Annotated in this window: 15 protein-coding genes; 9 read left to right on the top strand and 6 right to left on the bottom strand. The window is 67.7% G+C overall.

The genetic code is table 11. The features are described 5' to 3' along the window. Positions 1-14: 14 nt before the first annotated feature. Positions 15-440: a polymer-forming cytoskeletal protein gene (locus VF651_01040; GenBank protein ID HEX7964273.1), complete on the top strand. Its 426-nt coding sequence runs from the start codon at positions 15-17 to the stop codon at positions 438-440. Positions 441-455: 15 nt separating this feature from the next. Then, positions 456-797: an iron-sulfur cluster insertion protein ErpA gene (gene erpA / locus VF651_01035; GenBank protein ID HEX7964272.1), complete on the top strand. Its 342-nt coding sequence runs from the start codon at positions 456-458 to the stop codon at positions 795-797. A gap of 49 nt (positions 798-846) precedes the next feature. On the opposite strand, the gene VF651_01030 is transcribed toward erpA, so the two are convergent. Both VF651_01030 and VF651_01025 read right to left on the bottom strand, forming a co-directional pair. Beyond that, positions 847-1,950 carry an anhydro-N-acetylmuramic acid kinase gene (locus tag VF651_01030; protein ID HEX7964271.1) on the bottom strand — a complete coding sequence of 368 codons (1,104 nt, stop codon included), beginning with the start codon at positions 1,948-1,950 and terminating at the stop codon, positions 847-849. 13 nt (positions 1,951-1,963) lie between these two features. After that, positions 1,964-3,313, bottom strand: coding sequence for a peptidoglycan DD-metalloendopeptidase family protein (locus VF651_01025; GenBank protein HEX7964270.1), 1,350 nt, complete (start codon positions 3,311-3,313; stop codon positions 1,964-1,966). 163 nt (positions 3,314-3,476) lie between these two features. Between VF651_01025 and tyrS the strand changes: the two genes are divergently transcribed. The 3 genes from tyrS to dut are packed head-to-tail and all read left to right on the top strand — an operon-like array spanning position 3,477 to position 6,332. Then, positions 3,477-4,682 carry a tyrosine--tRNA ligase gene (gene tyrS, locus VF651_01020; GenBank protein HEX7964269.1) on the top strand — a complete coding sequence of 402 codons (1,206 nt, stop codon included), beginning with the start codon at positions 3,477-3,479 and terminating at the stop codon, positions 4,680-4,682. 1 nt (position 4,683) lies between these two features. Continuing rightward, positions 4,684-5,868 (top strand): bifunctional phosphopantothenoylcysteine decarboxylase/phosphopantothenate--cysteine ligase CoaBC, encoded by a 1,185-nt coding sequence (gene coaBC, locus VF651_01015; protein HEX7964268.1) that lies wholly within the window; start codon positions 4,684-4,686, stop codon positions 5,866-5,868. Between the two features lie 8 nt (positions 5,869-5,876). Continuing rightward, positions 5,877-6,332 carry a dUTP diphosphatase gene (gene dut / locus VF651_01010; protein HEX7964267.1) on the top strand — a complete coding sequence of 152 codons (456 nt, stop codon included), beginning with the start codon at positions 5,877-5,879 and terminating at the stop codon, positions 6,330-6,332. A 63-nt stretch (positions 6,333-6,395) separates the two neighbouring features. Here the strand turns inward: dut and VF651_01005 are convergent, their stop codons facing one another. Together VF651_01005 and pyrE are read right to left on the bottom strand one after the other, a co-directional pair. Beyond that, complete coding sequence (locus tag VF651_01005; protein ID HEX7964266.1) at positions 6,396-7,037, bottom strand: DUF4124 domain-containing protein; 642 nt, start codon at positions 7,035-7,037, stop codon at positions 6,396-6,398. A gap of 42 nt (positions 7,038-7,079) precedes the next feature. Continuing rightward, complete coding sequence (pyrE, locus tag VF651_01000) at positions 7,080-7,721, bottom strand: orotate phosphoribosyltransferase (GenBank protein ID HEX7964265.1); 642 nt, start codon at positions 7,719-7,721, stop codon at positions 7,080-7,082. Between the two features lie 60 nt (positions 7,722-7,781). On the opposite strand from pyrE, the gene VF651_00995 reads away from it, so the two are divergent. Together VF651_00995 and VF651_00990 are read left to right on the top strand one after the other, a co-directional pair. After that, positions 7,782-8,549, top strand: a complete 768-nt coding sequence (locus tag VF651_00995) for an exodeoxyribonuclease III (GenBank protein HEX7964264.1) — start codon at positions 7,782-7,784, stop codon at positions 8,547-8,549. Continuing rightward, positions 8,549-9,913 carry an MFS transporter gene (locus VF651_00990; protein HEX7964263.1) on the top strand — a complete coding sequence of 455 codons (1,365 nt, stop codon included), beginning with the start codon at positions 8,549-8,551 and terminating at the stop codon, positions 9,911-9,913. Before VF651_00995 ends, VF651_00990 begins: the two co-directional genes overlap by 1 nt. 209 nt (positions 9,914-10,122) lie before the next feature. On the opposite strand, the gene VF651_00985 is transcribed toward VF651_00990, so the two are convergent. Next, entirely contained in the window at positions 10,123-10,530 is a 408-nt protein-coding gene (locus tag VF651_00985; GenBank protein ID HEX7964262.1) for a nuclear transport factor 2 family protein, read from the bottom strand. 71 nt (positions 10,531-10,601) lie between these two features. Here VF651_00985 and VF651_00980 point away from each other — a divergent pair, with 71 nt between their 5' ends. Next, a complete protein-coding gene (locus VF651_00980) occupies positions 10,602-10,970 on the top strand; it encodes a Rieske 2Fe-2S domain-containing protein (GenBank protein ID HEX7964261.1) in 369 nt (122 codons plus the stop codon). Between the two features lie 57 nt (positions 10,971-11,027). Here the strand turns inward: VF651_00980 and VF651_00975 are convergent, their stop codons facing one another. Next, complete coding sequence (locus VF651_00975) at positions 11,028-11,327, bottom strand: DUF6763 family protein (GenBank protein HEX7964260.1); 300 nt, start codon at positions 11,325-11,327, stop codon at positions 11,028-11,030. A 218-nt stretch (positions 11,328-11,545) separates the two neighbouring features. On the opposite strand from VF651_00975, the gene VF651_00970 reads away from it, so the two are divergent. Continuing rightward, positions 11,546-12,181 (top strand): MarC family protein, encoded by a 636-nt coding sequence (locus tag VF651_00970; GenBank protein HEX7964259.1) that lies wholly within the window; start codon positions 11,546-11,548, stop codon positions 12,179-12,181. Positions 12,182-12,598: the final 417 nt, after the last annotated feature.

The following is a 12,598-nucleotide window of genomic DNA, read 5'->3' as shown; positions in this document are numbered from 1 at the left end:
CGAGGCAAGCAGTCATGTTCAGCAGCGGCGACAACAAGCAGACCCGGGCGCGCATCGACACGCTCATCGGCAAGAACAGCCGCATCGACGGCGACCTGCGCTACAAGGGCGGGCTGCACGTGGACGGCGAGATCCGCGGCAACGTGCACGCCGAGGAAGGCTCCGATTCCATGCTGAGCCTGAGCCAGCACGGCACCATCCGCGGCGAGGTGAAGGTACCGGTGCTCGTCGTCAACGGCACCGTGGAAGGCGACGTGCACGCCGACAAGCGGCTCGAGCTCGGCCCCGAGGCGCGCATCACGGGCGATGTGTACTACAACCTGATCCAGATCGCGGTGGGCGCCACCGTCAACGGCAAGCTGGTGCACAAGCCGGCCGGCCCGGCGCTGGCGGTGCATAACCCCAAGAAATCCGCCGAACCCGAAGCCAAGCGCGGCTGAGTTATAATTGGCCACATGGAAACCCAGACCGAGACCCTGATCTTCACCGACGCCGCGGCCCGCAAGGTGCGGCAGCTCATCGACGAGGAGGGCAACCAGGCCCTCAAGCTGCGGGTGTTCGTCACCGGCGGCGGCTGCTCCGGCTTCCAGTACGGCTTCACCTTCGACGAGAAGAGCGAGGACGGAGACACCCGGGTGGAGAACTCCGGCGTGACGCTGCTCGTGGATCCCATGAGCTTCCAGTACCTGGCCGGCGCCGAGATCGACTACAGCGAAGGCCTGGAGGGAGCGCAATTCGTGATCCGCAATCCCAACGCCACCACCACTTGTGGTTGTGGCTCATCTTTCACGGTCTGAGAAGAAAAGAGATTCAAATAAAAAAGCCGCTTCGAGCGGCTTTTTTATTTCAAGCAGGATAGATCGCGCCGAGGATCGTCGCCTTTGCCGCACCCGTGACCGTGGGCAGGTTGCCGGGTTGTCCCGCGAGGGTGCGCTGCGCCAGCCACGCGAAGCCTGCCGCCTCCACCCAGTCCGGATCCAGCCCCAGGGCGGCGGTGCTCTCTACCGGCACCGAGGGGAACTGCGAGGCAAGGCGCGCCATGAGCTGGGTGTTGTGGGCGCCGCCGCCACAGACGTAGACGTGCCTCGCCTCCGGTGCGTGCTCGTGCACCTGCTCGGCCACGCTGCGGGCCGTGAGTTCCGTGAGCGTGGCCAGGAGATCTTCCGTCTTCAGCGCCCTGCCGCCGAGCGCCTTCTCCAGCCATTCCCGGTTGAAGTGCTCGGGTCCCGTGCTCTTGGGGATGGGCAGGCTGAAGTAGGCATCTTCCAGCAGCACCGCCAGCAACGGCCGGTCGATCTCGCCGCGGGCCGCATGTGCGCCGTCCGAGTCGTAGGCTTGGCCGAGCCGTTCGCGGCACACCCAGTCCATCAGCACGTTGCCGGGGCCGGTGTCGAAGCCGCGCACCGGACCCGCGGGCGGCAGCAGCGTCACGTTAGCGATGCCGCCCACGTTCACCACCACCCGTTGTTCCGCCGCGCTGCCGAAGGCTACCTGGTGGAAGGCCGGCAGGAGCGGCGCACCCTGGCCGCCGAGGGCCACGTCGCGGCGGCGGAAGTCCGCCACCACCGTGATCCCGGTGCGCGCGGCGATGATGTTGGGGTCGGCGATCTGGGCGGTGAAGGGGTGTGCGATGCGCGGGCGGTGGCGCACGGTCTGGCCGTGGCTGCCGATGGCGCGCACGGCCCTGGGTTCGGTCTTCGCATCCTCGAGCAGCGCCAGCACCGCGGCGCCGAAGAGCTCGCCGAGTTCGGTGTCCAGCGCGCCCAGCTCGTCCACAGGATCGCCCGCGTGGCGGCCCTGGGAGAGCGCGCGCACTTTCTCCCGCACCGAGCCGGCGTAGGGCGTGAAATGGGTGGCGACGAGGCGCGGCGCGGGATCGAAGGCCATCAGCACCGCGTCGATGCCGTCGGCGCTGGTGCCGGACATGAGCCCGATGTAGAGGTCGGCCATGCAGCCGCGCCCGTCAGTGGGCGACGGCGGTCTCGGCGCCGGCGGAGGCGGGCGCGCCGGCGAGGCGGGTGTCGCCGCCGGAGAGCTGGGCGAACAGGCTCTTGGTGGAGGCGTTGAAGTCGGCCAGGTACTGGGTGGTCACCGGCGCCACGTTCGGCAGCTGCACGGTGCGCGGGTTGCGCGGCGCCCCGTTCACGTGCACCTCGAAGTGCAGGTGCGGGCCGGTGGCGAGGCCGGTCATGCCCACGTAGCCGATGACCTGTTCCTGGCTCACGTGCAGGCCGGCGTGCATGCCCTTCCTGAAGCGCGACATGTGGCCGTACAGCGTGCTGTAGCCGCCGCCGTGGTCGATCATGATGCACTTGCCGTAGCCGCCCTTGAGCCCGACGAAGGTCACGCGTCCGTCGCCGGCGGCCTTGATCGGCGTGCCGGTGGGAGCGGCGTAGTCCACGCCCTGGTGGGCGCGGCTGTAGCCCAGGATCGGGTGCTTGCGATGGGTGGTGAAGCCGGAGGAGATGCGGCTGTAGCTCACCGGCGCGCGCATCAGCGCCTTGCGGATGCTCTTGCCTTCCGGCGTGTAGTAGCCGCTGTGGCCGGCGGGGTCGGTGAAGCGCACGATGCGGTAGTCCTTGCCGCCGGTCTTGAACTCGGCCGCCAGGATCGGGCCATCCACGGTGGCGTGGCCGGCGCGCTGCACTTTCTGGTACAGCACCGTGAAGCTGTCGCCGCTCTGGATGTCGTGGGCGAAGTCCACGTCCCAGGCGAACAGCTGGATGAGCTGCATGGTGGTGCCGTCGGCGAGGCCGGCGCGGCCGGCGGCGTCGAACAGCGAGTTCTCGATCACGCCGTGGGCGTACGAGTCGATGTAGGTGGTCGGAATCACGTCGAGGTTGGGGACGAAGTTGCCGGCCTCGTCACGCGCCACGTTCAGCATGTGGCCTTCGTCGTACTGGACGCGCAGCGTCTGGATGTGCGCGTCCGGTGTGTACTGCACGCGGATCACGTCGCCCGGCAGGATGCGCTTCAGGCGCTCGGTGCCGCGGCCGGCGGCCATGATGGCGGCGAGGTCGGCGCGGTCCAGGTTGCGGTCGGCGAAGAGCTGGGCCAGGGTGTCGCCGTTCGCGACCTTGAAGCTCACGCTGGTGAGCGTCGGCAGCGGCGGCGCCAGGCTGGCCGGGGCCGGCACGGGGCTGAGCGCGATGCTCGGGGTGAAGCTTGCGGTGGCCGGTACCGGCGCGAAATAGGGGAACACGCCGGCGGCGGCGAGGGTGACGCCCAGCATCACCCAATAGCGGCGGCGCGCGCGCAGCTTGGCCTTCAGGCCTGGCTTATAATCGGCGCCCGATTCAAACTGCTGGTCCACCGCGGCATCCCTCGGAAAATGGACTCTGACAGTAGCCTGTTTAAGTGTTTAGGGTCAATCCCCGAATCCGCCCTAAGTGCCTGAATTACGCGGGAAATGCGCCTCAGGGAACTGTAAAATTTTGGTAAAGCGCCCCCCAGGGGCCTTGAGGAACCAAGGGACCATGCCGACCCCCGCCGAACAGCTCGCGGAACTCGCCCGCGGCGCCGACGAGATCCTGCCCGAGGCGGAGCTGGCCGCGCGGCTCAAGGAAGGGCGTCCGCTGCGGGTGAAGGCCGGCTTCGACCCCACCGCGCCGGACCTGCACCTCGGCCACACGGTGCTGCTCAACAAGATGCGCCGCTTCCAGGACTTCGGCCACGAGGTCATCTTCCTGATCGGCGACTTCACCGGCCTCATCGGCGATCCCACCGGCAAGAACGTGACGCGCAAGCCGCTCTCGCCGGAGGAGATTCAGGCCAACGCCCGCACCTACGAGGCGCAGGTGTTCAAGATCCTGGACCCGAAGCGCACGCGCATCGACTTCAACTCGCGCTGGACGAACGAACTCGGCGCCGCGGGCCTGGTGCAGCTCGCGGCCAAGTACACGGTGGCGCGCATGCTGGAGCGGGACGACTTCAGCAAGCGCTACGCGGCCGGCGAACCCATCTCCGTGCACGAGTTCCTGTATCCGCTGGTGCAGGGCTACGACTCGGTGGCGCTGAAGTCCGACGTGGAGCTCGGCGGAACCGACCAGAAGTTCAACCTGCTGATGGGGCGCCACCTGCAGGAGCACTACGGCCAGAAGCCGCAGGTCATCCTCACCATGCCGATCCTGGAGGGCCTGGACGGCGTGCAGAAGATGTCCAAGTCCCTCGGCAACTACATCGGCATCAACGAGCCGCCCAACGAGATGTTCGGCAAGCTCATGTCCATCTCCGACGACCTCATGTGGCGCTACTTCGAGCTCCTGAGCTTCCGCCCGCTGGCGGAGGTCGAGGGCTTCAAGAAGCAGATCGCGGACGGCGCGAACCCGCGCGACATCAAGTTCCTGCTGGGCCAGGAGATCGTGGCGCGCTTCCACGGCGCCGCCGCTGGCAAGGCGGCGCAGGAGGAGTTCGTGGCGCGCTTCCAGAAGGGCGCGCTGCCGGAGGACATGCCCGAGCTGCATTTGGCCGCGCCTGCCGATGGCATCGGCATCGTGGAACTCCTGAAGCAGGCGCAGCTCGTGGCCAGCGGCTCCGAAGCGAACCGGCTCCTGGAACAGGGGGGTGTCAAGGTGGATGGCGAGAAGGCCGCGGACCGCAGCGTGAAGCTCAAGGCGGGCGGGACCCACGTGATCCAGGTCGGCAAGCGCAAGTTCGCGCGTGTCACCCTCAAGGCGGGCTGACGTGGGCGCGCTCAAGGGCCGCAAGATCCTCCTCGGCGTGAGCGGCGGCATCGCCGCCTACAAGAGCGCCGACCTCGCGCGCCGCCTGAAGGAGGCGGGCGCCGAAGTGCAGGTGGTCATGACCGCCGGCGCCCAGCGCTTCGTCACGCCGCTCACCTTCCAGGCCCTCACCGGCCGGCCGGTGCGCTCGGAGCTGTGGGACATGGCGGCCGAGCACGCCATGGGCCACATCGAGCTCGGCCGCTGGGCCGATACCGTGCTCGTCGCGCCCGCCACCGCCGACTGCATCGCGCACCTCGCCCAGGGCCTCGCCACGGACCTGCTCACCACCCTCTGCCTCGCCACCCAGGCGCCGCTCACGGTGGCGCCGGCCATGAACTGGGCCATGTGGGAGAGCGCCGCCACGCAGCAGAACGTCGCGGCATTGAAGGCGCGCGGCGTGCGCCTGCTCGGTCCGGTGGCGGGCGAACTCGCCGAAGGCGAGGTGGGTATGGGCCGCATGCTGGAGCCCGCCGACATCGTGGCCGCGCTCGCGGGCGCGGAGTTGCCGCTCAAGGGCGTGAAGGTGCTGGTCACCGCCGGCCCCACCCGCGAGCCGGTGGACCCGGTGCGCTTCGTCTCCAACAGGAGTTCCGGCAAGATGGGCTTCGCGGTGGCGCGTGCCGCCGCCGAGGCAGGCGCGGAGGTCACGCTGGTGGCGGGGCCGGTACACCTCGTGACGCCTCGCGACGTGCGGCGCGTGGACGTGGAGACCGCCGCCGAGATGCATGCCGCCGTGATGCAGCGGGTTAAGCAGGCGGACGTGTTCATCGCCGCCGCCGCCGTCGCCGACTACGCGCCGAAGCGCGCCGCGCCTCAGAAGATAAAGAAGACGGGCGCCTCCCTGGAGCTCAGGCTCGCGCGCACCTCGGACATCCTGGGCGAGGTGGCGGCGCTGAAATCGCGGCCTTACCTCGTGGGCTTCGCCGCGGAGACCGAGAAACTCGCGGCCCATGCCCGCGAGAAGCTGAAGAAAAAGAAGCTGGACCTGCTCGCAGCTAACCTGGTCGGAAAGGACAAGGGTTTCGATCGGGACGACAACACGCTCACCCTCTATTGGCAAGACGGTGAGCGGGAGCTCGGTTCCGCTTCAAAACTGGATCTGGCGCGCGAGCTCGTGCGCACCATCATCGAACGACGCAAGTAGGACCGGACATGCCCATCGTGAAGCTCAAGATCCTGGACCCCCGGGTCGGCAAGGAGTTCCCGCTGCCGCAGCACGCCACCGCCGGCTCCGCCGGCATGGACATCCGCGCCTGCCTCGAGGAGCCTCTCACCCTCAAACCCGGCGACAGCGCGCTCATCCCCTCCGGCATCGCCATCCACATCGGCGATCCGGGCTATGCCGCGGTGCTGTTGCCCCGCTCGGGGCTCGGCCACAAGCACGGCATCGTGCTCGGCAACCTAGTGGGCCTCATCGACTCCGACTACCAGGGCGAGGTGCTGGTGTCCTGCTGGAACCGCGGCAGGGAGGCTTTCACCGTGAACCCGGGCGAGCGCATCGCGCAGATGGTGATCCTGCCGGTGGCCCATGCCCAGTTCGAGGTTGTGTCGGAGTTCGAAGAATCGAAGCGCGGAGCAGGTGGTTTCGGTCACTCCGGCAAGCACTGAGCTTCCCAAGGCCTGAGACGAAAACGCCGCCCTGAGGCGGCGTTTTGTTTTCACACGTCCGGTTCAGCCGCCGGGCTGGGGTGCCGTCAATTCCTTGTAGCGGGCGATGTCGGCCTTGAACTGGTCCGACATCTGCTGCTTGTACTGCTGCTGCTGCAGGAGTTGCTGCTGGTTCAGGATGAGCTGCTGCCGGGAGCTCTCCACGTGCTTCTGCAGGTCCGCCGGCACCGGCTTGTTCTTGGCGGTGAGCTCGCTGGCGCGTTCCTGGAAGTCCGCCAGCGCGTTCTGCACGCTGGTGATGCTGCCGTTCAGCACGTTGATCTGGGCGTCGATGGCGGAGAGCTTGCTGTCGCGGTCGCGCTCCATGTCGCCCACCGAGGTGTAGGTGTCCAGCAGCACCTTGTCGCGCTTCTTCTGCTCCTTGAGCGCTTCGGCCTGGCGGTCGGCTTCGGCTTTCGCCTGGGCCTCGGCGGCGAGCTGCTCCGGCGTCTTCTGCGCATCCTGCGTTTTCACCACCATGCCCTGGCTGTTGAGCTGCTGGCTCTCCTGCGAGGCGTACTCGGGCGGGATGCTGCTGCCGTACTGGGTGACGCCGTTCTTGTCCACCCACTTGTACAGCTTGGTCTTGGAGTTGCCGCCGGCGTAGGCCGCGCCCGCCGCGAGGAGCAGGGCGGCGCCGAGGAGCAGGATGCGTGAGGTCTTCATGGCTGCGTCATCCCCGTGGGACATGCGAAAAAGTATAACGCCTTAGGCCCCGTATTGTTGACGGTAGGCGTCGATGGCCGCGAGTGGTGCGGACATGTCGGGCCGCGCCGCCACCCAGTCGCGCAACTCCGCGAGGCGCACGATGGCGGCCACCCGCATGCCATGCTCCTGCTCCACCTCCCGCACCGCGGAGACTTGCCCCTGGCCGCGCTCCTGGCGGTCCAGCGCGATCACGAGGCCCACGGGCTCCGCGCCGGCGGCGCGGATGATGGACACCGCCTCGCGCACCGCGGTGCCGGCGGTGATCACGTCGTCCACGATCAGCACGCGGCCCTTCAAGGGCGCGCCCACCAGGTTGCCGCCCTCGCCGTGGTCCTTCGCCTCCTTGCGGTTGAAGCAGTAGGGCAGGTCGAGCCCGTGGTGTTCGGCGAGCGCCGCCGCCGTGACGGTGGCGAGCGGTATACCCTTGTAGGCCGGGCCGAACAGCATGTCGAAGCCGATGCCGGAATCCACCACCGCCTGGGCGTAGCTCCGGCCGATGGCGGCGAGCGCCGCGCCGCTGTTGAACAGGCCGGCGTTGAAGAAGTACGGGCTCTTGCGGCCGGACTTGAGGGTGAACTCGCCGAAGCGCAGCACGCCGCGCGCGAGGGCGAACTCCAGGAACTCTCGCTGGTAATCCTTCATGGAGCATCCGTCGGGGAAATTCGGTCGGGTATGATACACCGAGCTTTCCAGGGCCCAACCATGCGCATCATCACCCTCAACGTCAACGGCGTGCGTTCCGCCTCCCGCAAGGGCGTCTTCGACTGGCTACGCAAGCAGAAGGCTGACGTGGTCTGCCTGCAGGAGACCAAGGCCCAGGAAGACCAGCTCGACGACCCCATGTTCCGCCCCGACGGCCACCACTGTTTCTACTTCGACGCCAAGAAGAAGGGATACGCCGGCACCGCGCTCTACGCGCGCGAGGAACCGGACGAGGTGATCAAGGGCTTCGGCGTGAAGGAGTTCGACGACGAGGGCCGCTACCTCGAGGCGCGCTTCGGCAAGCTCTCGGTGGTCTCGCTGTACCTGCCCTCCGGCTCCGCCGGTCCCGAGCGCCAGGCCTCCAAGGACCGCTTCCTCAAGGCCTTCATGCCCTACCTCAAGTCGCTGCGCAAGAAGAAGCGCGAGTATGTCATCTGCGCCGACTGGAACATCGTGCATACCGAGAAGGACATCAGGAACTGGAAGGGCAACCAGAAGAACTCCGGCTGCCTGCCCCATGAGCGCGCCTGGCTGGACGAGCTGTTCGGTCCCGCCGGCTTCGTGGATGCGTTCCGTGTCGTGGACCTGCGCGCCGAGCAGTACACCTGGTGGTCCAACCGCGGCCAGGCCTGGGCCAAGAACGTGGGCTGGCGCATCGACTACCAGGTGATCTCGACGGGACTGCGCGACAAGGTGCGCAAGGCCACCATATACAAGGACCAGCGCTTCTCCGACCACGCGCCGCTCATCATGGACTACGACCTGTGATGGGGCTCGTGGCGCGCTGGCGGGAGGCATTGTCCATCTATGCCGAGCCCCGCGTGCGCGCCATGCTGTTCCTGGGCTTCTCTTCCGGCTTGCCCTTCGCGCTGGTACTCACCACCCTCGCGGCACGCCTCAAGCAGGCGGGCATCGACCGCAGCACCATCGGCTACTTCGCCTGGGTCGGCTTCGCCTATTCCCTCAAGTTCTTCTGGTCGCCCTTCGTGGACCGGCTGCAGCTGCCGCTGCTCGCGCGCCTCGGGCGCCGCCGCAGCTGGATGCTGTTAGCCCAGTGCGGCGTGATGGCGGGCCTCCTGCTCATGGCCTACGCCGATCCCGCCGCGAGCCCGGCCCACATGGCGCTGCTCGCCGTGGGCACCGCCTTCTTCGCCGCCACCCAGGACATCGCCGTGGACGCCTACCGCATCGAGGCGGTGGCGGCGGACAAGCAGGCGGGCATGGCGGCGGCCTATCAGACCGGCTACCAGGTCGCGCTCATCTGCGCCGGCGCCGGCGCGCTCACCGCGGCCGCGCAGGCGGGCTGGACCGCAGCCTACTGCGTGATGGCCGCGCTGGTGCTGGTGGGCATGGTCACGGTGTTCGTGATCGCCGAACCCGAGACGCACATGGACCGGGGCACGCTGGCGCGGGAGCAGCGGGTGGTGGAATTCCTGGCGCGCTCGGCCCATTGGCCCGAGGCGCCGCGCCAGGCGGTGGCCTGGCTCATCGGCGCGGTGGTGTGCCCGTTCATGGACTTCTTCGCCCGCAACGGCTGGCGCGCTGCGCTGCCCATCCTGGTGCTCATCGTCACCTATCGCCTGAACTACATGACCATGGGCGTGATGGCGAACCCCTTCTACCTCGACATGGGCTTCAGCCTGGAACAGATCGCCGTGGTCTCCAAGCTCTACGGCATCATCATGACCCTCATCGGCGCGCTCACGGCCGGCGTGCTGGTGGTGCAGATCGGCATCCTGCGCACCATGCTGCTGGGCCTCTTCCTGCTGACGGCGGCGAACCTCTTCTACGGCTACATCGCCGGCATCCAGCCCGGCGTGGCCTGGTTCGCGGCGGCGGTGAGCCTGGACAACGTGGCCAACGGCATCGCCGGCACGTCCTTCATCGCCTACATGTCCTCCCTCACCAACAGCGCCTACACCGCGACCCAGTACGCGCTGTTCGGCACGCTGTGGAGTTTCCCCGCCAAGGGCCTGGCGGGGTTCTCAGGGAAGATCGTGGATGCGCTGGGATACCGGCAGTTCTTCTACTACACCGCGCTCATCGGGCTGCCGGCTTTCCTGCTGGTGCTGTGGATGCTGCGCCGGCCGGCCGTGCCTGCGGCGCCAGCGCCCGAATCCAACAATTCATGATGGAGAGACGCGATGCAGGGAAGCATCGCGCGCGAACCGAGCACGGGGTGCTCGGTTCGGCGGGTGAGCAGTGCGCCCGCCGCGAACGTCCCTACAGGGACGTAGGGACTGGACTTTCTGTGGAGCAGGATGCGGAACAGAAAGCGGGTACGGGCCCGTACCGGACCCGCCGATCCTGGAAATCCAGGGATGGATTTCCAGGATTCGGATCAGTGCAGCTTCGCTTTTGGCGAAGCTGCAGCCGTCGCCACCGGCGAGGCGTGGTGCAGGATCATGCGCCAGCCCTCTTTGGTGAGCTGGTAGATGTTGGTGGCCACCGTCGGCGGCCGCTCGCCGGCCTCGCCGGGCACGATGATGTGCTCGTGCAGCACGTGTATCGCGAGCAGCGCGTCCTGCGTGCGGTTCACCTCGCCGAGCCTGAAGCGCAGGCCGCCGCTGTTGCGGAAGATCTCAGCCCAACTCGCGCGCACCGCCTGCGCCCCGCCGATGCGCGGCCCCACCGGGTGCACGCAGGTGATGGCGTCGCTGTCGAGCCACACCGCCATCATGGCGTCGAGATTGGTGTTGGCGAAGGCGGTGTAGAATGCCTCCTCCGCCTCGTCGGGGGTGGCGAACATCGCGGCCTCCCTGATGCGAGCAGGATGCCGACGATAGAAGAAAGCGCCGTCCCTGCCAATAGCGTGACCGCATGACCATGGATACCCCGCGCCCCTCACGCCACGTCGTCTGCCGCCTGGAGGACATCCCGGACCCGGGCGCGCGCGGCTTCTCCTTCCCCGGCGCGGCGATCCCGGACGAGTGGTTCCTGGTGCGCCACGGCGCCGCAGTGCATGCCTACCGCAACCTCTGTCCGCATGCCGGGCGCTTCCTCAACTGGAAGGAGGATGCGTTCCTCACCAAGGACCGCACGCTCATCATGTGCGCCGGCCATGGCGCGCTGTTCGACCCTGCCGATGGGCATTGCGTCGCGGGCGCGGCGCTGGGGCAGACGCTGGAGCGGCTGCCGGCGGCGGTGGAAGATGGTGAAGTGGTGGTGTACGGGCCGGAACCGGCCTAGCTCAACGATCCAGTTGTCCAAGGGGTTCGCCGCATGCGGCGAACGACCCGCAGGTTGTCAGAGATCGAGATTGTCGAGAGGGTTCGCCCACAGGCCGCGGTCGCTGTCGTCCAGGTCAACGCCGTAGTCCTCGCGCTCCACGTCCATGGAGCCGGACCAGTCCTCCGGCGGATCGCTGGGCTTGGGACGCATCTCCTCCCATGAGTCCGCGTCCAGTTCCTCGACGGTGCCGTCGAAGTACTGCACCTCCACGGTGCCGTCGTCCTGGTCCACAGCGACCACCTCGAAGAGCGTGCCCTGCGGATCGGCATACCACTCGCCCACCGTGGGCGGTGTCACCGGTTCCTGTTCGATCATGTTTTCCACGGCCCCGACCTGCTGTTGATGACGTGCGCGGGGTGCGGTCTCTTTTTCGGTGTTGGTTATCGGCCGCAGCGCGTGCTGCACTTGCTAAAGTTATAGGACCAGAATGCGCGCCTTGCAAGCCTCCCGCGCATTTGACAGATGCGGCGCTCAGGCCCGGTTCACAAAAGCCCTGTAGCTTGGTGTAATGGTTCGAGATTCCAGGGGGGCGGATGACGCTGGACAAGATCCTCAACATGTTCGTGGTGCTGCTGGTGGTCATAGACCCGGTGGGCGTCACCCCCATGTTCGGCGCCCTGACCCGCGGCGGCGGAGAGCTGTACCGGCGGCGCATGGCCTTCAAGGGCACGGCCCTGGCGGCCGCGATCCTGCTGGTGTTCGCGTTCATCGGCGACTGGCTGCTCACCACCCTCGGCATCACGCTGCCGGCCTTCCGCATCGCCGGCGGCATCCTGCTGTTCCTGATCGCGCTAGACATGGTGTTCGCGCGCCACTCCGGCGGGCGCTCCACCACCGGCCGTGAGCAGGAAGAAGCGCGTCACAAGGAAGACATTTCGGTGTTCCCGCTGGCCTTCCCGCTGATCGCGGGACCGGGCGCGCTCACCACCATCCTGCTCATGGTGGGGGAGGGCCGTGGCAACCCGGCCTACTTCAGCGCGCTCATCGGCGTGCTGCTCGCGATCCTGGCGTTGACGCTGGCCTGCCTGATGGTGGCAGGCAAGCTGATGAAGTTCCTGGGGGAGACGGGCGCGAACGTGATGGACCGCCTGTTCGGCGTGATACTGGCGGCGCTGGCGGTGCAATACGTGGTGGACGGCGTGCGCGCCGTCTTCATGGCGGGTGCTTAAGAGAAACGACATCCCTGTCCAAATCCGTTCCGCCGCCTCCCGGCGGCGGGCGACTTTTGTCTTGGCAAAAGTCGCCAAAACCGCTCACCCGGAGCGCGGGGTGCCGAAGCGGCACCTGCCTTGCGCTTCTCGCTCGCCGCGCAGCTTCACACACGAGGCATCCCTGCCTCGCGTGTGAAGGCGCCGCCGTCCTGGCGGCGCCCTTCGGCTTGGCTTGCTCGCTGCGATGCTCGGCTCGCGCTACGGGGCAAGAGGAAGAGACACGAGTTCTTCCACCCCCTTGGATGCCGGCGAGCACTGGAGCGAGCAAGGATGGCCGAAGGGCGCGGTCAGGGAGACCGCGCCCGCGCGAAGGGACAGGGATGTCCCGTGAGCGCGGCCCCGCAGCGAGCGAAGCGCGCAGCTTCAGCCCGCTTC

This window comes from Gammaproteobacteria bacterium, assembly GCA_036383255.1.
In the GTDB taxonomy this organism is placed as follows: domain Bacteria; phylum Pseudomonadota; class Gammaproteobacteria; order Natronospirales; family REEB76; genus DASUBN01.
This window is presented reverse-complemented; position numbering and strand designations above follow the sequence as displayed.